Below are 23,513 nucleotides of genomic sequence, written 5' to 3'. Positions count from 1 at the left end.
TGTCATTCTGAGGAACGAAGTGACGAAGAATCCCATTCCTTTTAAAATGGTGACACATAAATTATAAATGATATACAGGATAATTTTATTTTATTTCTCTTTAATATTTTCTTTTGTTCTTTTTAATAATTCTTATGCTCAGGTTGACTCTACGAATATCAATGTTAATGTAAAAACTAACGATGAAATTGTTAGAGACCTAATAAATAAGAATATTGATGAGCTGAAAAATTTTCTTGAGTCGGATACTATATATGTTGAGATTAATGAAGAGAATTCTTCACTTAGAAATTTTATTAACGGAAAGCTGAGAAACAGTCTTGATGAGTATAGTCTCCGTCCTTTTAACGCAGACCTGGCTTATATTCCTGCAAAGCTTCAAGTGAGGAATGTAAAGGTAAATGTAAGTTATCCCGGATTTGGCGGAACAGGAGTTCTGGGCAATAAAAGTTTTAACAGAGTTATAAGCGTTAGCTTTGATGTGAGTTATAACAGGTTAAGTGATAATACAGTAATATATACAAAGAGAATTGAAGATAAATATTCGGACGAAGTTGATATTTCATTAAAACAAAAAATCGAAAACAGTAATTATTCTTTTTTAAGTTCTAATCTTCCCGAAGATAACTTTTTTAACAAATACCTGATTCCGGCAGGATTGATTGTCATCTCGGCAGTAACAATTGTTTTATTTTTCGCAATAAGAAGCAACTGACTTTTTGTGCTACAATATAATATGAAAAGATATACTTATATAATTATTTTATTAATTTCCGCAGTGCTGTATTCATGTTCATCTGCAAGCAAAAGCAACATAAACACAGACGACCCCGAAAGAGCTCTCGCCATCGCGATGAAAAGCTATAATGAGGGTGATTATCTTCAGGCAATCGAAGATTTTTCTTTGATAAAGCTAAAATTCTCAGGAACCACGGTCGCAGACAAGGCGCAGTATTACCTCGCTATGAGCCATTATAAAAGAGAAGAATATATTCTTGCTGCATATGAGTTTGAAATGTATATAAAGAATTATCCTTCAGGACCGGAGGTAATAAATGCCGCATATAATCTTGCAATGTGCTACTACGGTTTGTCGCCTGCATATAATCTTGATCAGACATATACAAAGCTCGCCATATCACAATTTCAGCTTTTCCTTGAGCTTTTTCCTGACAATCAATATACGTCTCAGGCTGAATCACGCATTAAGGAATTAAGAACTAAGCTCGCTTTAAAAGCTTATGCAAGTGCAAATCTTTATATGGATATGGATGACTACAGAGCTGCGACTGTTTATTACGACTATGTGCTTAATGATTACTTTGATACCGAATATGCCGATGACGCTGCGCTCGGGAAAATTCAAGCGCTCATAAAAAGAAAAAAATATTCCGAAGCTGCTGAAGAAGTAACAAAGTTCGAAACAAAATTTAAAGACAGTCCTCTTCTTGCAAGAGTGCGAAGCTTGAAAAGCGAAATCGCTTCGAATCTTAGATAGAGGGAAGTCATTCCCGCGCAGGCGGGAATCCCATTCTTTTCCAATGTCCCAAAAAAAGAAAACAGTTCAGGATTCTCAAATCCAGATGGTTGAGCTTGTAATGCCGAACGATACAAACGTTCTCGGCAATCTTGCAGGCGGACGCTTAATGCACTTTATGGATATTGCAGCTGCGCTTTCTGCAGCAAAGCATGCTAACACTATTTGCGTAACCGTTGCAGTTGACAACCTGATTTTTCATCGTTCAATCAAACTTGGCGAAATTGTCCGTCTCAAATCATCAGTCAACCGAGCTTTTAAAACTTCTATGGAAGTTGGTGTAAAAGTCGAGATTGAGGATTTTTATACAGGAGAAGTTTTTCACTCAAACAGCGCTTATTTGACTTTCGTTGCAATAGATAAAGTTACACAGAAACCGATACTCGTTCCCGAAGTTCTTCCTGAAACCCCTGAAGAAATAAGACGCTATGACCAGGCGTTGAAACGACGCGAGCAAAGATTACGCCAGAAACACGGCATCGTAATGGATATATAACTCAACTAAATTGTTGGGCAGGACAGACATTCCTATCTGTCCACGAAGTAAATTTTCCACCATGATTCAACTAATATGCGATAAGATTTCAAAGGACTTTGACAGAAAAAATGTATTTAAAAATGTTTCATTTGATTTAAAAACCTCGCAGTCGCTTGCCATCACCGGAAAAAACGGTTCCGGAAAATCCACCCTTATTAAAATCATCGCAAATTTTATAAATCCTACTTCAGGTTCATATAAAATTTCACAAAACGGTTACGGGCTTCCTCAAAATAAATTATATAAAGCAACGGGGCTCATTGCGCCTTATCTGAATTTGTACGACGAGCTTACAGGTTATGAAAACTTATTATTTTTTTATAATCTGAAAACAGGTGTAAATAAATTAAACCCGCAAAAGAAAAGTATTATTAATAAATATCTTGAAGAACTGAATTTATCGAACGCAAAAGATGAACAGGTAAAAAATTATTCATCTGGTATGAGGCAGCGCCTGAAATTTGCATTTGCGATTATGAATGACCCTGAATTGCTGCTGCTTGATGAACCAACAAGCAATCTTGATAACGAGGGACGCGATATATTTTTCAATATTATACAAAACAGAAAGAAAAACTGTCTTATACTTCTTGCAACAAATGATGATGAAGAGAAGAAACTTTGTGATGCTTCTTTAAACATCGAAGATTATAAATGAATATTACAGAAGATTACAAATGAATGAGTTTATACAAAACGTAATTGAAGTATTCAGAAAAGAATTAAAATCCGAATTCAGAACAAAATATGTTCTTAACTCGCTTTTGATGTTCGTTCTCATAAGCGTGGCAATTATCAGGTTCGCAGCAGGTGATGAAAAACTTGATGAGGATATTACGACGGGGCTTTTTTGGGTTGTGATTTTTTTTGCATCGGTCAGCAGTCTTGCAAGAACATTTATAAAAGAACAGGACAAGGATACTGTTAACGCACTGAAGCTAAGTTCAATTCCTGAAGCTGTCTTCATTGGTAAGTTAATGTTCAACCTGGTGTTAAGTTACTTTACGGGATTCCTGACTCTTATTTTGTTTGTTATGATAATGGATTATCAAATTATGAATATATTCGGTTATGTTTTGGTTTTTCTGATAGGAATAAAAGGTCTGGTAATCAGTCTTACAGTAATCGCAGCAATTATTTCAAAAGCTAACTCAAAAGGAACGCTTTATCCTGTGCTAGCGTTTCCAATTCTGATTCCATTGCTTATAACAATAATTCATTCATCAAAGCTTTTTGCTTCGGGAGCGCAGATTTTTGCTCTTGTTGATGAATTTATAATAATGATTTGTTATATAATCGTCGTTTTTACTGCTTCTATTATGCTTTTTAAATTCATTTGGGAAGAATAGCTACATTTAATTATTTAAACAAATAAGGTAATTTTGTAATAAACCAAAAGAAGTCATTCCCGCGGAAGCGGGAATCCCATAAACATTAATAAAGTAGCCGAAAGCTTTAGCTTTCGTTCTAACGAACCCTGAAGGGTTCTACAACAGTTTAAAGAAATCATGAAAAGTTTTTTAATACTAACATTATTTATATTTATCGCATTCGCCGGTTGTTCTAAAATGGAAGAAAAAAAACCAACTGTTACGCCGGGCGGTCAGCAAAATCAAAATCAAACTAATCAGCAGGACGGGATTCAAAATCCTCACAGTAATTTTGATTCAAAAACTTCAAACTCAGGCGACCAGCAGGCAGAAAATTTGAAGCAGCAAGCAGAGGATAGCTATACTGTATATAAAAAGGAATCGAGTGATTTTAATAAGCAGGATGCAATAAATAAAAATATGGCAGCCGGGATGTATTATACCTATGATGCCGATTTGCCCCCGAAGGATAAATACAGACCTGCGCTGAGATTCTTCAGAGTTGTGCTTGAGCTTGATCCGAATAACAAAGACGCAAAAGAGAACAAAGAAAAAATCGAAGAGATTTATACTATGATGGGCAAACCGGTTCCGCAGGACTAACAAAATTCATAAAAATGGATAAAGAAAAAACACTTTGGACCGGCTCGCCTTCACAGGTTTTAAACTTAGGCGCGTTCATCTTAATACTAATAATAGCCGCTGCGGTAGTTGTTGTTTCTATATTGTTTCTTCCGCTTCTCTTGATTTTATTAATCGTACCTCTTGTTATGCTTATAATTAATTATCTGAAGGTTAAATCCGAAGTCTTTGAAGTTACAACACAGCGTTTGAGAAAAACTACGGGAATATTCAGCAAGCAGACAGAAGACCTTGAGCTTTACAGGGTGCGTGATTACAAAATTCTCCAGCCGTTTTTTTTAAGATTGTTCGGATTAGGGACTATTGAATTAATCACAATTGATAAATCTTCACCGCACGTTTTAATTCCCGCGGTGAAAAATCCAAAAGAATTAATTGACATCATCAGGGAAAATGTTGAGAAAATGAAAACCGCAAAGGGAGTTCGGGAGCTCGACGTAGAATAGTGAAATAATAATTATGACTGACACATTTCTCAAATATGCTTCATTAATTTTAATCACACTTGTAATTCTTTTGGGATTTCTTGTTCCCATCCCATACATCCCCGCGTTAGGCGATAAAGCAAGAGTCTTATATTTTCACGTTCCTATGTCATGGATTAGCTTCGTTGCATTTTTAATGTCGATGATTTATGCAGTTAAATATCTGAGAACACGAAATCCCGAATATGATATCAAAGCATATTCATCGGCACATCTCGGATTTTTATTCTGCATTCTTGCAACTGTAACCGGAGCAGTATGGGCAAAATTCAGCTGGGGTTCTTTCTGGAACTGGGACCCGCGTCAGACTTCCATTTTCATATTACTCCTGATTTACGGAGCATATTTTGTGCTCAGAGCCTCACTTGATTCTTACGAACAAAAAGCCCGATTAAGCTCTGTTTATGCAATAATTGCGTTTGTAACCGTCCCGTTTTTTATGTTTATTATGCCGAGAATCGTGGAATCTTTGCATCCGGATCCGATCGTTAATTCTCAGGGTAAAATTAATATGGATAGCTCTATGCTTATAATATTTTTGACTTCATTGGTAAGTTTTACGGTGTTATTTTGGTGGATGCTGAGACTTAAAATCAGAAGCGAATTGTTAAACTACAAATTAAACGGATAATATTTGGATAGTCTTTATAGCTTTTTAGAAACCAATTCAATATATGTTGTTCTTATTATTACGCTAATCATTTGGCTCGGATTATTTATGTATCTCAGCGGCATTTCAAAGAAATTAAAAAATCTGGAAAGAATTTCAGAAAAGAAACAGGACAGTTAATTTATGAATGGTAAAGCAAAATACATTATCGGCGGAATCATAATACTTGCATTTCTTGTTGTCGGCTTTATGTCATTTATGGACAGCAAAATTGAATATGTTGATTTTGCAGAAGCGCAAAACAGACTCAAGACTGTCGAGGTAAAAGGATACTGGCTGAAAGATAAGGAAACAAAGTTTGACGGTAATACAAATACTTTCAGTTTTTATATGCGCGATGATCACAACAACGAAATGAAAGTTATTTTTGACGGAGCAAAACCGAATAATTTTGAAGTTGCTGAAGCTGTTGTAGTAAAAGGTAAAGTCAAAGACGGCTGCTTTATGGCGAAAGATATTTTAACAAAATGTCCTTCCAAGTATGAAGCGCATCCTGACGAAATAAAGAAATCACAATTATAAATCATAAAGGTGTCATTCTGAGCGAAGCGCGGCATAGTCGTCCCTTTGGGAAAGAATCCCCTTGCATTTCTAACATCATAAATAATATAAGTTGCTCGGAAAGTTTTTAATATACATAGCGTTTGCAGTTTCAGTCCTTTCGATAATCTCTTTTTTGCTGGTTCATTTTAAACAGGAAAAATATCTGAAGTTCGGAAGAATTTTTTATTATGCAGGTGCATTCAGCGTCATTGGTGCATCGGCATTTATGTTGTACAATATTTTATCGCATCAGTTTCAATATACTTACGTTTGGGAACAAAGCAACCGTGAGCTCGGATTGCCACTTCTGATTTCTACGTTTTACGCAGGTCAGGAAGGAAGCTTTATGCTCTGGACTTTCATGACTGCAGTTATTGGGATTTTCCTGATGCGTTATCTCGGCAAAGGCGACCGTCTTGAACCGCAGGTAATGAGTGTCTATAGCTTAGTGCTTGCATTCCTTGCATTCATTCTGATTTTAAAATCGCCATTTAATTATGTATGGGATTCTTTTCCGGGTGAAGTTGAATACGGTTTCATTCCTCCGGATGGCAGAGGATTAAATCCATTACTCCAGAACTTTTGGATGTCTATTCATCCGCCTACACTTTTCGTAGGTTTTTCATCAATGGCTGTCCCGTTTTGTTTTGCCATAGGGACATTAATGAAAAACCGTTATAAAGACTGGATTGGATTTGCTATGCCGTGGCTTTTGTTTTCAGGCGGTATCCTCGGGCTTGGAATTATGATGGGCGGTTACTGGGCTTATGGAGTTCTGGGATGGGGCGGTTACTGGGCTTGGGACCCCGTAGAAAATTCCTCATTCATTCCATGGCTTATAATCGTTGCCGCAATTCATACAATGGTTGCGCAGAAACGAACCGGTGGTTATATAAAAACAAATTTGATTTTATGTATCATTGCATATTTGCTTGTGCTTTATTCAACGTTCCTGACTCGAAGCGGTGTGCTCGGCGATTCATCCGTTCATTCATTTGTTGACCCCGGGCAGGAAGTTTATTTATCTCTGATAGTTTTCATCTCGCTCTTTATTTTAATTGCAATCTTTGCTTTTGTTTTCAGGATTAAGACCTTAAAAAAATATGCTCCCGAAAATAAAAAGTTATTAACTCGTGAAAATGCTTTATTCGTCGGCTCGCTTACGCTTTGTGCAGCGGCAGTGATAATTCTTGCAGGAACAAGCTGGCCTATAATTGCAAAGGGTTCGATTGATGCTGAATTTTACAACAGGATGAATCTGCCTGTAGCTATTCTCATTGCATTCATAAACGGTATCAGTCTCTTGCTGAAATGGAAAACATCGAGTGATGAAAAATTTATACAGGGATTGTTTTTCCCTCTCATACTTGCCGTTATTGTAACCATCGGTCTTGTACTGGTCGGCGTTCAGGATTTTCTTTTTGCGCTCTTTGCTCTCGCTGCGCTGTTTGCATTCTTCGTTAATATAGAAATTGCGGTTCGTCTTTTCAAAAAACAAAGAGACAACATCGGCGCATACATTGCTCACGTCGGGCTTGCGCTTGTTTTTCTCGGCATTATTGCTTCGGCAAAATACAGCAAAGAGGAAAATCTTACTCTTGAGCTTAACAAGCCGGTCAATGCATTCGGATATACAATGACTTATGTCGGAGCATCCCCGTTTGAAGATGCAAACAATAAAACCGATACAAAATATCATTTCAATATTCTGCTCGAGAAGGACGGAAAAGAAATGGTCTTACAGCCAGTTATGTATTACAGCGCCTTTTCACAGGGAGTTATGAAAAATCCCGATATTGCAAACTTTGCAACAAAGGATTTATATATTTCACCAATGGGGCTTGTCGAGCCGGAAACGTTTGCACAGGAAGACCTGCATGAGTTTAAAAAAGGCGAAGTAAAACAAGTTGGAGATTTATCGGTTGAGTTCGTTGATTTCGATTTCGGAAATATGCAAAAGGGCGGAGAAGAAATTCAATCAGGAAATTTCGAAATGGGTGCAATTTTGAAAGTAAAAGATTCAAAATTTACCGAAAACATTTTGACAAAAATAAAATATACTGACGGGAATCCTGAGTATTATGAAGCCAAAATGACCGGTAATGATAACTATAGTTTTTACTTTACTAAGATGGCTATCAAAGGTGAGGAAGAAGGCGGACCCGCAGGCACGTTTGCAATAGTTGATAACAGAGTTAAGAAAGAACATGACGAACATCAGGTAACAGAAGAAGCGCTTGTAATAACCGCTTCCATAAAACCGTTCATTAACATTCTCTGGGCAGGCACAATAATTCTCGTAGCCGGATTTTTTATTTCCATTATAAGAAGAAGAAAAGAGATTCTATAAGTTTATAAAGTTCATAAGGTTCGTAAAGTTTATAAGGTTCGTAAAGTTTATAAAGCTGAGCGAAGCGAAGTCCCGACCTGTCGGGATTTTTAAAGTTATAAAGTTGTTGTTTTAAAAATCCCCTCTTGAGAGGGGTGGCTCCGATGAAATCGGAGACGGGGTGTGTTAAAACAAAACTATGAGATTAGGGGCAATGCCCCTTTTTTATTGTCAAATAATAATTGAAAAAATTTACTTCATATAACAAGTGCATAGATTATTTATTCTCACTCGAGCGGGTAGGAATAAAATATGATTTAAAAAATATCAATCTTATTTTAGACAAGCTCGGTCGTCCCGAAAAATCTTTTAAGGCAATTCATATTGCAGGAACAAACGGTAAAGGTAGCGTATCCGCGATGACAAACTCCATTTTAATCGAGAGTGGTTTTAAAACAGGTTTATATACATCACCGCATATTTTAGATTTCAGAGAAAGAATTTTAATTGATGGAAAACTCATTTCAAAAAAATTTATAGTTGATTTCACGAATAAACTTATTCCATTAATTCAAAAGATTAAACCGAGTTTTTTTGAAGTTACAACTGCTCTTGCATTCGAGTATTTTCGTCAAAAACAGGTCAAATTTGCAGTAATTGAGACAGGTTTAGGAGGTCGGCTCGACTCTACAAATGTCTTAAACCCTATTATAGAAATTATTACATCCATCTCCATTGACCACACAAATTTTCTCGGCAGCACAATCGAAAAAATCACAAAAGAAAAAGCCGGCATTATAAAAAAGAATTCTGTCTGCATTATCGGTAATGTTTCTGCAACCAGCAAAAAAATAATTAAACAAGTTTGCAAAAAACAAAATGCAAAGTTTATTGATTCAGATAAAACAAAAATTTCAAATTTAACTTTGCCGTTAATCGGCGCTTACCAACAAAATAATTTACGAACCGCCGTTGCTGCATTAAAAGAAATTTTGAAGAAGGAAAAACTTCCGCATATAAAAAAGAACATCAAACGCGGATTGAAAAATATTGTTTCGAACTCAAATTTTCACGGAAGATTTGAGTTAATAAATAAGAATCCGAAAATCATAATCGATGTTTCGCACAACGAACAAAGCTTAAAAAATCTTTCAGATAATTTAAAACAGGTTCAGTATAAAAATCTTTATGTGATTTTCGGTTTAATGAAAGACAAGCAAATTGCCCAATGCATTTCTCAGATTAAAAAGCTCAAAGCGGAAAAAATTATTTTAACTAAGCCGGAGTACAAACGCGCCGCAGAGCCGGAAGAGCTCGCAGAATTTTTTAATTCAACGAAAAACATTATCACAAAACCAGACTTAAAAGAATCATATAATTTCATAAAAACTGCATTTAAAAAAGATGATTTACTGCTTATCACAGGCTCATTTTTTGTTGTGTCAGATTTCTTAAAAACATATAAAAAACAGTAATTTATTATCAATTCTGATAAATAAATGAGTATAAATAAACGTTTTTAAAAAGTATATTAGTTAATGAACTTAAATAGCATTAAAACTATTGGAATTCTTGGGTCAGGAACGATGGGAGCGGGCATTGCTATATCCTGCATAACCAACGGCTATAAAGTCGTTATTTATGACATAAACGACGAGATACTCGGTAAAGCGGGTCATCAAATATTAAAAACTCTCAATAAAGCAGTCGAAAAAAACAAACTCACCACTGAAGCAAAACAAGATGCTTTGGACAACCTGGATTTTTCATCGAAGTTCATTGAGCTTGCAAAGTGTGATTTTTTTATCGAAGCTGTTCCTGAAAATTATGAAATCAAAAAAGATATTTTTGAAAAGCTTGATGCTAACTGTTCACCGACTGCGATTCTTGCAACTAATACTTCTTCAATGTCCGTTACAATGATTTCGACGTTCGTGAAAAATAATCCGTCACGCGTTGTCGGGATGCACTTTTTTAATCCCGCGAACATTATGAAGCTTGTCGAAGTTATTAAAGGTGATTTTACAACCGATGAAGTTTCGGATATAACTTATAATCTTTCAAAAAAAATCGGCAAGGTTCCTGTAATGGCGAAAGATACCCCGGCGTTCATTGTGAACAGAATCGCGAGACCATTTTACGGCGAAGCACTCAGAATGTACAGCGAAGGAACAGCAGACTTTAAGACAATTGATAAGGTGATGAAGAACTGCGGAGGGTTTGCAATGGGACCATTTGAACTTATGGACTTAATCGGTATTGACGTTAATTTTTCAGTAACAAAATCCGTCTTTGATGCGTTTTTCTATGATTCTAAATACAGACCAAACTTCATTCAGAAGAAAATGGTAGATGCTAACTTGCTTGGCAGAAAGACGGATAAGGGATTTTACAGTTATGAGAAGTAAAGAAAAAGATAAGGAATTGTTGGAAGTATTATGCACTCATTCACTCAGAGTTACCAGCCCGAGAGTGGAAATACTGCAGATCTTAAGAGCAAATCATAACCCTCTGACAATATCTGAAATTCATTCAAAAATAAAATCTAAGGGAACAGACCTTGCAACTGTTTACAGAACCATAAACTCTTTTTTAAAATTTAATATTGTTAATGAAGTAGATTTTAAAGACGAGTTTAAGCGTTACGAATTAATTTTTGACAGGCATCATCATCACCATGTTGTGTGCAAAGTTTGCAAGAAAGTTGAGAACGTTGATTTTTGTGTTGGAAATAACATTGAAAAAGATTTAAAGAAACGGGGATATAAAAACATATCTCATTCACTTGAGTTCTTTGGAATTTGTCAGGATTGCGCGGAATAAAACCGGAGATGATTAAATGATAAAAGCAATCATCTTCGACCTCGATAACACGCTTGTTGACTTTATGCTTCTTAAAGAAAGAGCAATAGCTGCGGCAATCGGTGCAATGATTGATGCCGGGCTTAACTTATCCTTTGAAGAAACGCACAAACGGATTGATGAAATATATAAAGCAGAAGGAATTGAATATCAGAAAGTTTTTGACACAATGCTCGAAAATGTTCTCGGCAGAATTGATTACAAAATACTCTCGGCAGGCATAGTTGCATATCGGACTGCGCGGGAAGCGGCATTAAGTCCTTACCCGAAAGTTTTCCCGACTTTAATAGAATTGATTAAAATGGGAATTAAGCTTGCAGTTGTTTCGGATGCACCTGTTAAAGAAGCGTGGCTGAGATTGTCTTATTTAAACTTTCATTACCTGTTTGATGTCGTAGTAACATACGATGATTCGGGAGAAAGAAAACCATCAAAAGCTCCATTTAATTTAGCTCTGCAAAAATTAAATCTTACTGCAGATGAATGCCTGATGGTTGGCGACTGGGCTGACAGAGATATGGTCGGGGCTAAAGCCGTTGGTATGAGAACGGTTTTTGCAAGATATGGAGATACTTTTAATACACAGCATCCTGATTCAGATTATGAAATAAATGAAATATCCGAACTAATAAACATAGTTAAAAAACTAAATAATTCTGTAAAATGATAGTTGGAATTGGTATTGATATTATTGATATTAAGCGCATCCGCGAGATAGTTGAAAAATTTGGAGATAAATTCTACGAGCGGATTCTAACTGAGAATGAAATAAAATACTGCAAATCTTTTTCCAAGCCCGAAATTCATCTTGCAGGGAATTTCACCGCTAAAGAAGCTTACTCTAAAGCCATCGGGACGGGTGTGGGCAAGGAATTTTCGTGGAAAGACATCGAAATTGTTCACGATAAAAAAGGCAAACCGTATATTCATCAGTTAGTTGACAGGGGGTTCTTCTTATATAAGTTTCACGTCAGCATTTCCCATACCGAAGAGTACGCCTCTGCCGTAGTTGTCTGCGAAGATTAATATTTGATTTATATGGAATTATTTTATATTTTTAATTAGATTTTGAAAACCATTTATACTAAAACTTCGTAATTATTGTAATTTTTATACAATTTAATGCCAATACAGTCACTATATAACAAGATACTAAAGGTCAGAAATCGTCATTTCTTCGGATTGGACATAATTGCTTTTCTAATTACTCCCTATATTGCGCTTTTAATCAGATTAGACTGGAGTTTCAATATGTCTGATTATTATCCCGCGCTTCTTTTTGCAACTGTAGTATTTATTGCTCTTAAAGTCAGTTTATTTATTCCGTTAGGTTTGTATAGAAGATACTGGCAGTATGCAAGTATCGATGAGCTTATACGCTTGATTGTCATAGGGATAACCGTTTTGATATGCCAGACAGCATTGTTCAGCATATTTTATTATGCTCAAGTGCTTCAATTTAATAAACTTCCGCTTTCATTGCCGCTTCTTGATGGCGTATTAACTTTATTGTTTATAGGCATAACAAGATTAAGCATAAGAATCATTGAAAGATTTAACGAAAGAGTATTTAGCGAACATAACTTTGAAAAGATACTTATTGTAGGTGCAGGTAAAGCAGGGATTTCAATTGTTCAGGAGATGCAAAGAAATCCGCAGCTTGGGTATGCGCCTATCGGATACATTGATGATGACCCTCAGAAACAGGGAGTTAAGATAAGGGGTGTTCCGGTATTAGGCAAAAGAGGACAGATTAAGGAAATTGCAAAGGAATATAACATAGATAAAATATGGATTGCCATACCTACGGCATCAGGAAGTGACATACGCGAAATTGTTGCTCTTTGTAAAAAGATTGGTGTTAAAACAAAAATTATCCCCGGTATATATGAATTGCTCGATGAGACTGTCAGAATTGACTCTGTTCGTGAAGTACAGATTGAAGATTTACTAAGAAGAGACGTAATTGATACGGACATTAACGAGGTTGAAAGATTTATAAAAGGCAAAAGAATTTTAGTAACCGGTTCGGGAGGTTCAATCGGCAGCGAGCTTTGCCGCCAGATTTTGAAATTTAAACCCAAGGAACTTGTGCTGCTTGGGCATGGTGAAAACTCCATCTTTGATGTTGAACAGGAATTGATGAGGAGAATAGGATTTTTATCAAACGGCCATAATCCTGTTATTAAGACCTTAATTGCCGATATAAGATTTCCGCACAGAATAGATGCAATCTTTGCAAAATATAAACCCGAGGTAGTATTCCATGCCGCAGCCCACAAACACGTTCCTATTATGGAAGTGAACTCGAGCGAGGCAATCACTAACAATGTTCTCGGAACAAAGATTCTTGTTGAAAGCGCATTGCGCAACGGCACTGAAAATTTTGTTCTTATCTCGACTGATAAAGCAGTAAATCCGACAAGCATAATGGGAGCATCGAAGCGTGTTGCCGAAATGATTGTTCTTAACTATGCAAAGAACTTTAATAAAAATTATGTTGCAGTCAGGTTCGGTAATGTTCTCGGAAGCCGCGGCAGCGTGATTCATACTTTCAGAAAACAAATAAAAGACGGCGGACCAGTAACACTCACACACCCCGATATAACAAGATATTTCATGACGATTCCTGAAGCATCACAATTGGTTTTGCAGGCATCGGTTCTTGGTAAAGGCGGGGAAGTATTTGTTCTTGATATGGGGGAGCCGATAAAAGTTATTGACCTTGCAGCCGATATGATTCGTCTTTCAGGATATGAGGTTGACAAAGACATAAAAATTGAAATTACCGGCTTGCGTCCCGGGGAAAAACTTTTCGAAGAATTATTCATAAAAGAAGAAAAATACGAACAGACTCTTCACGAGAAAATTTTAATTGCAACAAATGCCAGCAATGTATGCATGGAAAACTTTGACAATATGGTTGAGGATTTGATTGAAATTTCCAATAATTCAAACAAATCTCAAATTGTATATATGCTAAAGAAGATTATAAAGGAATATGAACCTGCATTTCATGCAGAATTGAAAGAAACTGTATCAAAATAACATTATTTACATTTAATTTTATAGTATTTAAATTACAGTCCTTATTTTTGGAGAAAAGTTTGTAAAAAAGCGGCGCAGTATTAAATTACGTTAAAATTGCAGTTTTTCAATTAAAAATCTTGAATTTACCATATATTAATATTAAATTGTATCAATCTTAAGGGAAAACATATGAAAAAAATATTTACTACCTTGTCAATTGTTTTTATTTTTTTTGTTGTAAATAATGCCTTTTCACAAAGCCGAACTCCTGCTCCAATCAGCGTAGGTCTATATTTGAATGCTGATTTCGCAACTAATGATGCATACGGTGCAGCATTCGGTTCAGGATATAACTACGGTGCTATCTGGGGAAGAGGAGTTTCATTGACCGGTAAATTCGGTTTAGGTCAAAAACGTTCAAGCAGAATTGTTGTCAGTGCAGAATATAATAAGATGATTAACAGCAATGAAGAGAACAAAACTCCGTTGCTTATGAATCCTAATCCTCCTCATACATTTTACGATATAATTTCAGGTTCAGTCGGATATGAATATGTCTTCCGTTCAACCTGTCCGGACAGACAATATCTTGGATTAATGTTAACCGTGAACAACATATCAGCTCCTAATTACAATTACTATGGTGAAGTTGAAAGCTCAATGAGATTCGGTCTTGCATTAACAGGCGGTTATGAATGGGTGTTTGGAGCTAACAGAAATATCGGATTGAACATCGGTATTAAATATAATGTTATGAATATGTTTAATGATGACAATAGTGCTTTACTTGGTAGTACAAATTTGAATGATGGTCCTAATGCTGGCGGTCCGGGATTCAAAAGATATTTCAGCATTGTTACAGCTAATGCCGGAATAAATTTTTACTTTGGTAAATAATATAAGTTTTAAAAAAGTTTTAAAATAATCATTATTAATTTATAAATAAAAAACTCGGTATCTGCCGAGTTTTTTATTTGTCTTATCAATGCTCTAAAAGATTATTATTCCTGAAGGTAGTATTCTTCCAACACATTATAAGCAGATAACCAAAACTATCGTATTTATGTCAAGACAGAACGGAAAACAAGACTTAAACAGCTCTCAGGCAAAATTTGAAACATCAAAGGATAACTTTAAGATTTATCTTTCTATCCTTAAAGCAAATATACTTCCCATAATTATTATTTTTTTGGTCTGCGTGATAGTGACTATTTTTTATGTAATTAATGCAAAAGATATATTCAAGTCAAGCACTTCCATTCTTATTCAGAAACCGCAGGGCAGTCTTCTTTCATCCAATATAATTCCGGGTCTTCAGGATTTTGCAAATGACAGATTTGTATCCAACGAAATTGAAATTTTAAAGAGTTATACCATAAGAAGAAAAGCTGCGGATGCGCTGCTTGATTCTTTTAATGTAAGTAATGAAAAAAACCGTTTTTATTTTGTCATTAATCAAAAGAAAAAAGATGCGCTTGAACCTGTCAACGCGGAAGAACTGACGGAAGGACTTGCAAAAATTGTCACCGTTGAACAAAAACGAGGACTTGATATAGTAACGTTGGAAGTTGAGGACCCTTCAAAATATGAAGCTAAGCTAATCGCAAACGCATATGCAAACGCATATCTCTCATACAATCTCGAATTTAACCGGAAGGGATTAATAAACATAAGTAATTATCTTGTAGAAATTAAAAATAAAAAATTACAGGATTTAAATAACTCTGAAGCAGCTTTGCAGGATTTTCAGCAGCGCGGAAATATAGTTTTTCTTGATAACCAGGCAAGCTCGATAGTTGAACAAATTGCAACTTTGGAGGCAGAAAAAAACGCATCGGAAGTTGAACTCACAACCTCAAGAAAAACATATGATGCTTTAAGAAGCGAACTTGAGAAAATAGACCCTCAGCTCATAACTTATGTTGAGTCACAGGTTACTCAAAGTTATATAGATCAATTACAAAAAAATATAGCAGAGCTGGAAGCTGAAAAAATCAAAGAAATAACAATACCCAAAGAACAGAAATTAATAGATAGAGTAGCTGCAGAGTATGATAAAAAATTGGATTTGTTAAAAAAAGATTTAAATGAAAAAATAGATGTTCTAAAAACAGGAGTATATGCAAGCACACCCGATATCAGGAGAGAAATTGTTCAGCAGCTTTTGTTATCAAACATTAAAGTTCAATCCTCAAATGCAAAGTTTAATTCTTTAAAAGGATTACTTGGAAAATATGAAGTCGAGTTTTCAAAACTTCCTGCGCAGGCAATTGAGCTTGCAAAGCTTGAAAGAAATAAAAAAGCCGACGAAAAACTTTTCCTTCTTCTGGAAGAAAAATATCAGGAAGCAATCATAAATGAAAAATCGTTGTTAGGTAATGTCAGCATTATAGACCCTGCTATTGAAGCATTAAAGCCGACAAAGCCCCACAGAATGTTTATTTTAATAACAGGGTGCATATTTGGTGTATTGCTTGGAATCGGTTATGCAATGGCAAGAAATTATTTTGACAGAACAATCAAATCCCCTGAAGATATCGAATCAAAAGGTGTCAGCTTGCTTGCATGGATTCCTTCTATCGCAGACTTGAAAGCCTCAGGTTCTTCTTCTGAGGAATTCTTTGTAGCAAACAATCCGAAATCTTCAGAGTCCGAATCTTTTAAAGCGCTTAGAACAAGAATTCAGTTTGCTAAGCTTGACGGCGGACAGTTGAAAACAATTCTTGTTACGAGTTCAATTCCTTCGGAAGGTAAGACTACCGTTGCATTAAACCTCGCAGGTTCTTTTGCGTTATCGGATAACAAAGTGTTATTGATTGACTGCGACTTGCGTAAACCAAGAGTGCACTCTGTGTTTGAAACAGAAAGATTCCCCGGATTGAGTGATTATTTGTTTGGAAATGTTCAGCTGGATGATATTATTAAGCCTACTAAGATATCAACATTAAGTTATATTACAAGCGGCACCATTCCGCCGAATCCTTCCGAATTATTGGGTTCAAAGCAGATGCTTAATTTAATTGAGCATCTTAAAACTTTATACGATTATGTTATAATAGATTCTCCTCCATTTATCTCAGTTACTGATTCTGAAATCCTTTCCAGAATAACCGACGGTACCGCCTTGGTTGTTTTAGCAAACAAAACACCTATAGATGTATTTATGAAATCATGTGAGAGGCTGCATAATATGAATCCTCATAACTTCCTGGGAGTCGTCTTAAACAACTTCAGCTACAAGAACGTTTATGGATACTACTATAATTATTATTATTATTATGCTAAACCCGATGCAAGCGGAAAGATTCCTTCTAAAGTCAAATAATTTTAAATTTATTATCAGGGCATTTTAACTGCCCTGTTATAAATTATAACTAATGAGCCGGAATTTTTATACCAACATAGAATTAAATCTGCTGTCATTAATTTCAAATGGAATCGGAAACGATTCGATTAAAGGGAAAGCTGTTATCCGCGGGTATAAGCTGCTTTCAAAATCTACCGGAAAATATACCGTACATTATGACAATAAGAGAACTCATAACAGTTTTGATATAACCATATCGGCACCGTATGATAATTTATATGCTGAGCTTCTTATACTCGGAACAATAGAAAAAGGCACCGTGAATTTTTTAAAATCATTTGTAAAAAACGGTGATATGGTTTTTGATGTCGGAGCAAACATCGGATTTTATTCTCTGTTGTTTTCAACATCAGGACCCGATACAAAAATTTATTCCTTCGAACCGATGCCTGTTACATTTGAGAGATTGAAACAAAATGTCTTTCTAAACTCCAAACAAAACAACATTAACATTAACAATATAGCGCTGAGCGACAAAGACGAAGACTTGAAGATTTATTTATTCAAAGAACTTCATCACGGATATAGTTCGATATCTACTCAGGGCAGAAGTGACGCAGTTGGTTTTGATGTTCATGGCACAACATTGGATAAATTTGTTTCAGAGAATAAAATTAATTCTGTGGACTTAATAAAAATTGATGTCGAGGGCGCGGAAAAGAAAGTTCTTCAAGGCGCGAAAGAATCAATTATGAAATTCCACCCTTCGGTTCTTATGGAAATGAATTTTGAAACCTGTGAAGCAAGCGGATATAAGTGCAGTGAATTAATGGATATGCTTTCAGGTTCAAATGATTATATTTTATATAAATTTCCTTCAGCAAGAGGAAACTTGACAAAGATGAAAGATAAAGCTGATTTTTCTCACGGTGATAACGTTTTATTTGTAAGCCCAAAACATAAAGATAGGATTAAAAGCTAAAGTGTTACAGGTAACGGTAAAAAAGGGAAATGTTTTAACGGAAGATGTTCCGGCACCCGTAGCCGGAGAAAAAACTCTTATCATACAAGTTGTCAATAGCTGCATTTCCGCCGGAACTGAACTCAGCGGTATAGCGCATAGCGGCAAGTCTTTAATTAAGCGCGCCATCGAACAGCCTGAAAAAATTAATAAAGCCATAAATTATATTTCAAATTTCGGAGTGCAAGGTTTTCTTGATAAAATCGATACGGAAAATTCTGCGAAGCCTACAGGTTATTCTGTCTCTGGAATTGTTGTTGAGGTTGGAAGCGGTATTAAAAAATTTAAGCTTGGTGACAGAGTCGCAGCAGCAGGTTCAGCTTATGCAAATCATGCTGAGTTTGTGGAAGTACCTGAAAATCTTACGGTGAAGATTCCTGGAACATTGGATTTTGAAAAAGCATCATCCGTTACGCTCGGCGCTATTGCACTTCAGGGTGTGAGAAGAGCCGATTTAAAGCTCGGTGAATTCTGTGTCATTATTGGCGCGGGTATTCTGGGGCTTCTTGCTGTTCAGATGCTTGCATCATCGGGTGTAAGAGTAATCACAATCGACCGGGACGAGCATCGCCTTGGCTTAGCAAAGGAATACGGCTCCGAGTTAGTTATTAACTCTTCAAATATCGACTCTCTTAAAGAAGTCGAGCTCGTAACAGGCGCGCACGGCGCAGATGCGGTGCTTTTCACTGCGGCTACCACAGAGCCGGATGTTATTTCACAAGCGTTTAAAATGTGCAAGAGAAAAGGGAAAGTTGTCCTCGTCGGAGTTGCAGGCGATACAATCAAGCGTGATGATATGTATATGAAAGAACTTGACTACATAGTTTCCACTTCTACAGGTCCGGGCAGGTATGATTCAAGTTATGAAGAAAAAGGAATTGATTATCCTTATGATTATGTTCGCTGGACTGAGAATAGAAATATGTCGGAGTATTTGCGTCTGCTTGATAAAGGTCTCGTGAACATAGATAAGATGATAAACGGCATCTTCAAAATTCAGGATGCTCCTGCTGCGTTTAAATCATTGACCGAAGCACAGCCAAAACCATTAATGGTAATTCTCGATTATGCTAATGCTTCATTTAAAGATAATTTAATTTCAAAAAAAGTACAGGTTTCTGATTTTAAAGCAAAGCAGGGAGTTATTAATGTCGGTCTTATTGGCGCAGGTAACTTTGCAACAGGAGTCCATCTTCCAAACTTAAGAAAATTAAAAGATAAATTTCATATCAGAGCTATTGTCAGCAGTAAAGGATTAAAAGCGAAGCAAGCAGCTGAGCAATATGGAGCAAATTATGCGTCAACCGATTATAAAGAGGTTTTGAACGATAAAGATATTGACCTTATAATGATTTGCACGCGTCATGGCAATCACGGAGCATTGACTCTTGAGGCATTGCAGGCAGGTAAAAATGTTTTTGTCGAAAAACCCTTGGCAATAAATAATGATGAGCTTAAAAAAATTGAAGAATTTTATTCATCATCCGATTCTTCTCCAAAGCCGGTATTGATGGTTGGATTCAATAGACGATTCAGCAAATATGCACGGGAAATAAAAAAACATGTTAATAAAAGAGTTAATCCTTTATTCGTTTCATACAGAATTAATGCGGGATATGTTCCTGAAAACAGCTGGATTCATGAAGACGGCGGCAGAATAATCGGTGAAGCATGCCACTTTATAGATTTTATGAATTTTTTAACCGGTGCTAAAATAGAATCTTATACAACACTTAATATGTCGCCGGCTGATAGCTCAAAGTTTAATCCCGGAGATAATGCTTCCATCATACTTAAATATTCTGATGGCTCTATTTGTAACATAAATTATATTGCATCAGGAAATAAAGAATTGCCAAAGGAATGTGTTGAGATTCACTTCGATGAAAAATCGATTGTGCTCGATGATTTTAAATCGCTTAAAGGGTACGGCGTTAAGATAAATGAAATAACCTCATCATCACCTGATAAAGGTCATATTGACGAGTTGAATGCGTTATATGATACTCTAAGCGGTGTATCAAAAAACTTTCCTATTGAACTTCAGGATATGTTTCAGACCACAGCAGTGACATTTAAATTAAGCGGTTAATTTCTTATGTGCGGCATAGCAGGAATAATATCGCCCGGCTTTGATGTAAATAATGATGAATTACTTTCATTAGGATTTTCAATTCAGCACAGAGGTCCTGACCATCAGGGTATCTGGTTTTCACCTCAAAAAAATATCGGACTTGTTCACAGACGGCTTGCAATCATTGACCTTAGCGAGAGAGCAAACGAGCCTATGTCCGATGCATCCGGAAAAATTAAGTTAATATTCAACGGTGAGATTTATAATTATAAGGAAATTAAATCTCAGCTTGAAAAAGATTATGAATTCAGAACGTCATCTGATGCTGAAGTAGTTATATACTCATATTTAAAATGGGGATTGAAAAAATCTCTCGAAAAATTCCGCGGGTTTTTCGCATTTGCAATATATGATGAAAACATAAATAAGCTTTTTATTGTAAGAGACAGATTCGGAAAAAAACCGCTTCATTATACAACCATAAACAATAAGTTTTATTTTTGCTCCGAGCTTCATCCTTTCTTAAAGTTAAAAAAATTTAAGGTTAATGATGAAAGCATCTATGATTATTTTTCTATCGGCTCGAACATTGCTCCGCAAACATTTTTTGAGGGTATCTCCAAGCTTGAATCAGGACATATTTTAGAATACGACACAAAAAATTATTCATATATTACCTATAAATATTTTGACATCGCTGATTATCTTAATAAATCAATAGAAGATAAAGATTATTTTAATAATTTCGAGCGATTGCTTGACGAATCGGTTCAATACCGTTTTGTTGCTGACGTTCCTGTAAGCATTACACTCAGCGGAGGCATTGATTCGTCGTTGAATGCTTATTATTGCAGGAACTTGAAACCTCTTGCAGTCACAATGAAGTGGGAAGGTGTCAATGTTTTTGATGAATCAAGAATTGCTGCTAAGGTTGCGAAGAAATTTAATCTCGATATATTAGAGCTTAGCATAAATCCTAATTCCTTCAGAGAATACTTTGATGAATATATCGAAATTCAGAAAGACGTTCCTATCGGTGACATAAATACCATTTTAATTTTTATTCTATCTAAGTATTTGCGTGAAAATAATTATAAAGTTTGCATTGTCGGCGAAGGCGGTGATGAGCTTGGTGCATATCCTTCATACTTCAGGTCATTTCAGATTGCAAAATACCATAACTTATATCTTTTCAGAATGTTGCTGCCGTTTTTAAAAATTGCAGACAAAGGAAAAATATTTGCCGATTTAAAATATAAGAACGATGTAATGCCAAAAAATGCACTGTTTGGATTTTATGAATATCAGAAAAAAAATTTCTGGGCGGGAAAAATTTTTAATACATACGAGAAACTGCTTCCGTATATGAACGAAATCAACTGCAATACCGATGAAATGGATTTATATCTTAAAAAGATTTCGAACATTGAGTACAAAATCCGTTTGCCTGAACTCATACTTGCAAGAATTGATTACCCTTCGATGGCTTCCTCAGTTGAAATTCGTGCTCCTTATATGGATAATAAACTAATTGAGTATAACTCGTCGTTGAACTGGAATGTAAAAACAAAGAACGGAACAGCAAAAAGTATTTTAAAAGAACTTGCAAGGAAACATCTACCTGAAGAGGTTTACAGCCATCCGAAAGTCGGCTTTACCGAAATATTTTCGGATTTCTTTTCGAAAGAATTGCCTGATATTTTTAATTCCGAGATTTTACAAAAAGATTGCCCGATAAAAAATTACGTTTCTCAGAATTTCCTTAAAAATTGCCAGCAAAATCTGAGAAATGAAAATCTATGGCGTCTATATTCATTAAATAAATGGCTTGAGAAAGTAAGCTGAGATGAAACAAAGTTTAACGGGACTGATAAAAAATAAAACACTGCACAACATCAGCATGGTGTTTGTTTCTCAGATCGGTTCAAAAATCTTAATTGCCTTATCTTTAGTCATTGTTCTCAGGTATATTACTCAGGATGAGTTTGGAATGATATCTCTTATTCAGTCGCTTATCGTAATTGGTTCAGGAGTCTTCCTGCAGGGATTGAATTTTTCTTTCATAACAAAATTAGCTGGTGCTAAATCAAATATCGAAGAACAAAAAAAGTTCTCTGCTTCGAATTTTTATTCGACAATCCTTATAGGTATTGTACTTTCAATATGCTTTTATCTTGTTATAATGGTTAAGCCTGAGATATTAAAAGAATATGGCAGACAAAATGTTTATTCTTTATTAATCATAGCGGGGATACTCGGAACTTCATTGGTTAATTTCATAACTGCTTATTATCAAGGGAGAGAGCTTTTCAGGTTTTCTGCAGCGATTACTTTTCTGCAGGCGTTGTTTATAATTTTATCATATCTGATTTTAATTTATCTCGATTTAATTTCTTTACCTGCAGTTTTGATTGTGATAGCAGCAACACCGTGTATGTTTTTTTTGTTTACTGCTTTTATGAATAGGAAAGTTTTATTAAGCAGTAACTTTAATTTTAATATTGTTAAAAAAGAGATTTACGGTTCTCGCTATTATATTTTATACAGCTCGCTTCTTGTGATTGCAAGCCAGCTTGATATATTAATGATGTCAAGATTTTTTTCATTTAAAGATGTGGGTGAGTACAGTGTTGCATCGAAGCTTTATTCTTTTTTCATTATCGGTCTTGCTTCCATTCACACGGTTCTTCTTCCAAAATTTTCTTCTTTGAAAAGCATTAATGAAATGAAAGCGCTTTTAGTAAAATCTATGCGTTTCACTGTCCCCGCTGCTTTTGGGCTTGTCATCATCGTTTTGCTGACATCAAATTGGATTATTAGGATATTTGCCGGCAGTCAATATGAGGAAGCACAGGTGCCGTTAATAATTTTGTCAGTATCCGCCGGTTTTTCATTAATATTAAGTCCGTCCGCAAACATTTTATTTGCAGTTTCAAAAGTACGGGTCTTGGTTCTATCAGGTATTATGCTTCTTGTTGTGGCATTTCTTTGCCATACATTTATCACCAGCAGATTTGGTGCAGACGGCGCAGCAATCTCTACCCTGATATCTTACCTTACGATTAACGGATTTTTGTTTTTATATGTTTTTAAGTTAAATTAAAT

23 protein-coding genes are annotated in these 23,513 nt (G+C 35.6%); all 23 read left to right on the top strand.

Annotated features, from left to right (window positions below; all coding sequences use genetic code 11):
- The first annotated feature begins 67 nt into the window (after positions 1–67).
- Positions 68–715: a hypothetical protein gene (locus VHP32_02530; GenBank protein ID HEX2786753.1), complete on the top strand. Its 648-nt coding sequence runs from the start codon at positions 68–70 to the stop codon at positions 713–715.
- Between the two features lie 21 nt (positions 716–736).
- Positions 737–1,498, top strand: a complete 762-nt coding sequence (gene bamD / locus VHP32_02525) for an outer membrane protein assembly factor BamD (protein HEX2786752.1) — start codon at positions 737–739, stop codon at positions 1,496–1,498.
- Between the two features lie 43 nt (positions 1,499–1,541).
- Positions 1,542–2,033, top strand: a complete 492-nt coding sequence (locus VHP32_02520; protein ID HEX2786751.1) for an acyl-CoA thioesterase — start codon at positions 1,542–1,544, stop codon at positions 2,031–2,033.
- Between the two features lie 61 nt (positions 2,034–2,094).
- Positions 2,095–2,733: an ABC transporter ATP-binding protein gene (locus tag VHP32_02515; GenBank protein ID HEX2786750.1), complete on the top strand. Its 639-nt coding sequence runs from the start codon at positions 2,095–2,097 to the stop codon at positions 2,731–2,733.
- Between the two features lie 19 nt (positions 2,734–2,752).
- Positions 2,753–3,424 (top strand): heme exporter protein CcmB, encoded by a 672-nt coding sequence (locus VHP32_02510; protein ID HEX2786749.1) that lies wholly within the window; start codon positions 2,753–2,755, stop codon positions 3,422–3,424.
- 219 nt (positions 3,425–3,643) lie between these two features.
- Positions 3,644–4,048: a hypothetical protein gene (locus tag VHP32_02505; GenBank protein ID HEX2786748.1), complete on the top strand. Its 405-nt coding sequence runs from the start codon at positions 3,644–3,646 to the stop codon at positions 4,046–4,048.
- A 14-nt stretch (positions 4,049–4,062) separates the two neighbouring features.
- Positions 4,063–4,533 carry a PH domain-containing protein gene (locus tag VHP32_02500; protein HEX2786747.1) on the top strand — a complete coding sequence of 157 codons (471 nt, stop codon included), beginning with the start codon at positions 4,063–4,065 and terminating at the stop codon, positions 4,531–4,533.
- A gap of 13 nt (positions 4,534–4,546) precedes the next feature.
- On the top strand, positions 4,547–5,203 hold the full coding sequence (locus VHP32_02495) for a cytochrome c biogenesis protein (GenBank protein HEX2786746.1): 657 nt from the start codon (positions 4,547–4,549) through the stop codon (positions 5,201–5,203).
- Positions 5,204–5,206: 3 nt separating this feature from the next.
- The gene (locus VHP32_02490; GenBank protein ID HEX2786745.1) at positions 5,207–5,362 is read left to right on the top strand and encodes a CcmD family protein; all 156 of its coding nucleotides are present in this window, start codon (positions 5,207–5,209) and stop codon (positions 5,360–5,362) included.
- A 3-nt stretch (positions 5,363–5,365) separates the two neighbouring features.
- Complete coding sequence (locus tag VHP32_02485) at positions 5,366–5,764, top strand: cytochrome c maturation protein CcmE (protein HEX2786744.1); 399 nt, start codon at positions 5,366–5,368, stop codon at positions 5,762–5,764.
- Positions 5,765–5,855: 91 nt separating this feature from the next.
- Positions 5,856–8,135: a cytochrome c-type biogenesis CcmF C-terminal domain-containing protein gene (locus VHP32_02480; GenBank protein HEX2786743.1), complete on the top strand. Its 2,280-nt coding sequence runs from the start codon at positions 5,856–5,858 to the stop codon at positions 8,133–8,135.
- 221 nt (positions 8,136–8,356) lie between these two features.
- Complete coding sequence (locus VHP32_02475) at positions 8,357–9,589, top strand: folylpolyglutamate synthase/dihydrofolate synthase family protein (protein HEX2786742.1); 1,233 nt, start codon at positions 8,357–8,359, stop codon at positions 9,587–9,589.
- Between the two features lie 63 nt (positions 9,590–9,652).
- Positions 9,653–10,522, top strand: a complete 870-nt coding sequence (locus VHP32_02470; GenBank protein HEX2786741.1) for a 3-hydroxyacyl-CoA dehydrogenase NAD-binding domain-containing protein — start codon at positions 9,653–9,655, stop codon at positions 10,520–10,522.
- A complete protein-coding gene (locus tag VHP32_02465; protein ID HEX2786740.1) occupies positions 10,512–10,937 on the top strand; it encodes a transcriptional repressor in 426 nt (141 codons plus the stop codon). Before VHP32_02470 ends, VHP32_02465 begins: the two co-directional genes overlap by 11 nt.
- A 16-nt stretch (positions 10,938–10,953) precedes the next feature.
- Positions 10,954–11,643 (top strand): TIGR02253 family HAD-type hydrolase, encoded by a 690-nt coding sequence (locus VHP32_02460; protein ID HEX2786739.1) that lies wholly within the window; start codon positions 10,954–10,956, stop codon positions 11,641–11,643.
- A complete protein-coding gene (gene acpS, locus VHP32_02455; protein ID HEX2786738.1) occupies positions 11,640–12,002 on the top strand; it encodes a holo-ACP synthase in 363 nt (120 codons plus the stop codon). The genes VHP32_02460 and acpS overlap by 4 nt, the downstream gene beginning before the upstream one ends.
- 96 nt (positions 12,003–12,098) lie before the next feature.
- Complete coding sequence (locus VHP32_02450; protein HEX2786737.1) at positions 12,099–14,024, top strand: nucleoside-diphosphate sugar epimerase/dehydratase; 1,926 nt, start codon at positions 12,099–12,101, stop codon at positions 14,022–14,024.
- A gap of 171 nt (positions 14,025–14,195) precedes the next feature.
- The gene (locus tag VHP32_02445) at positions 14,196–14,903 is read left to right on the top strand and encodes a hypothetical protein (protein HEX2786736.1); all 708 of its coding nucleotides are present in this window, start codon (positions 14,196–14,198) and stop codon (positions 14,901–14,903) included.
- A gap of 166 nt (positions 14,904–15,069) precedes the next feature.
- On the top strand, positions 15,070–17,331 hold the full coding sequence (locus VHP32_02440) for a polysaccharide biosynthesis tyrosine autokinase (protein HEX2786735.1): 2,262 nt from the start codon (positions 15,070–15,072) through the stop codon (positions 17,329–17,331).
- A gap of 52 nt (positions 17,332–17,383) precedes the next feature.
- Positions 17,384–18,295, top strand: coding sequence for an FkbM family methyltransferase (locus VHP32_02435; GenBank protein ID HEX2786734.1), 912 nt, complete (start codon positions 17,384–17,386; stop codon positions 18,293–18,295).
- A gap of 1 nt (position 18,296) precedes the next feature.
- Positions 18,297–20,426, top strand: a complete 2,130-nt coding sequence (locus VHP32_02430) for a bi-domain-containing oxidoreductase (protein HEX2786733.1) — start codon at positions 18,297–18,299, stop codon at positions 20,424–20,426.
- Between the two features lie 6 nt (positions 20,427–20,432).
- Positions 20,433–22,253 carry an asparagine synthase (glutamine-hydrolyzing) gene (asnB, locus tag VHP32_02425; protein HEX2786732.1) on the top strand — a complete coding sequence of 607 codons (1,821 nt, stop codon included), beginning with the start codon at positions 20,433–20,435 and terminating at the stop codon, positions 22,251–22,253.
- Between the two features lies 1 nt (position 22,254).
- A complete protein-coding gene (locus VHP32_02420) occupies positions 22,255–23,511 on the top strand; it encodes an oligosaccharide flippase family protein (GenBank protein ID HEX2786731.1) in 1,257 nt (418 codons plus the stop codon).
- The last annotated feature ends 2 nt before the right edge of the window (positions 23,512–23,513 follow it).

The organism is Ignavibacteria bacterium (assembly GCA_036262055.1).
Taxonomy (GTDB): Bacteria; Bacteroidota; Ignavibacteria; order Tepidaquicellales; family Tepidaquicellaceae; genus DATAJP01.
Note: the sequence above shows the minus strand (reverse complement) of the source record. Positions and strands in the feature narration are given on the sequence as shown.

Bases quoted from the DNA above. Each gene is read 5' to 3' on its own strand.
- VHP32_02450 (HEX2786737.1), top strand. From the start codon at position 12,099: ATGCCAATACAGTCACTATATAACAAGATACTAAAGGTCAGAAATCGT.
- VHP32_02495 (HEX2786746.1), top strand. From the start codon at position 4,547: ATGACTGACACATTTCTCAAATATGCTTCATTAATTTTAATCACACTT.
- VHP32_02445 (HEX2786736.1), top strand. From the start codon at position 14,196: ATGAAAAAAATATTTACTACCTTGTCAATTGTTTTTATTTTTTTTGTT.
- VHP32_02440 (HEX2786735.1), top strand. From the start codon at position 15,070: ATGTCAAGACAGAACGGAAAACAAGACTTAAACAGCTCTCAGGCAAAA.
- VHP32_02420 (HEX2786731.1), top strand. From the start codon at position 22,255: ATGAAACAAAGTTTAACGGGACTGATAAAAAATAAAACACTGCACAAC.
- VHP32_02515 (HEX2786750.1), top strand. From the start codon at position 2,095: ATGATTCAACTAATATGCGATAAGATTTCAAAGGACTTTGACAGAAAA.
- bamD (HEX2786752.1), top strand. From the start codon at position 737: ATGAAAAGATATACTTATATAATTATTTTATTAATTTCCGCAGTGCTG.
- VHP32_02500 (HEX2786747.1), top strand. From the start codon at position 4,063: ATGGATAAAGAAAAAACACTTTGGACCGGCTCGCCTTCACAGGTTTTA.
- asnB (HEX2786732.1), top strand. From the start codon at position 20,433: ATGTGCGGCATAGCAGGAATAATATCGCCCGGCTTTGATGTAAATAAT.
- VHP32_02505 (HEX2786748.1), top strand. From the start codon at position 3,644: ATGGAAGAAAAAAAACCAACTGTTACGCCGGGCGGTCAGCAAAATCAA.
- VHP32_02460 (HEX2786739.1), top strand. From the start codon at position 10,954: ATGATAAAAGCAATCATCTTCGACCTCGATAACACGCTTGTTGACTTT.
- VHP32_02510 (HEX2786749.1), top strand. From the start codon at position 2,753: ATGAATGAGTTTATACAAAACGTAATTGAAGTATTCAGAAAAGAATTA.
- VHP32_02465 (HEX2786740.1), top strand. From the start codon at position 10,512: ATGAGAAGTAAAGAAAAAGATAAGGAATTGTTGGAAGTATTATGCACT.
- acpS (HEX2786738.1), top strand. From the start codon at position 11,640: ATGATAGTTGGAATTGGTATTGATATTATTGATATTAAGCGCATCCGC.
- VHP32_02530 (HEX2786753.1), top strand. From the start codon at position 68: ATGATATACAGGATAATTTTATTTTATTTCTCTTTAATATTTTCTTTT.
- VHP32_02470 (HEX2786741.1), top strand. From the start codon at position 9,653: ATGAACTTAAATAGCATTAAAACTATTGGAATTCTTGGGTCAGGAACG.
- VHP32_02485 (HEX2786744.1), top strand. From the start codon at position 5,366: ATGAATGGTAAAGCAAAATACATTATCGGCGGAATCATAATACTTGCA.
- VHP32_02520 (HEX2786751.1), top strand. From the start codon at position 1,542: ATGTCCCAAAAAAAGAAAACAGTTCAGGATTCTCAAATCCAGATGGTT.
- VHP32_02435 (HEX2786734.1), top strand. From the start codon at position 17,384: ATGAGCCGGAATTTTTATACCAACATAGAATTAAATCTGCTGTCATTA.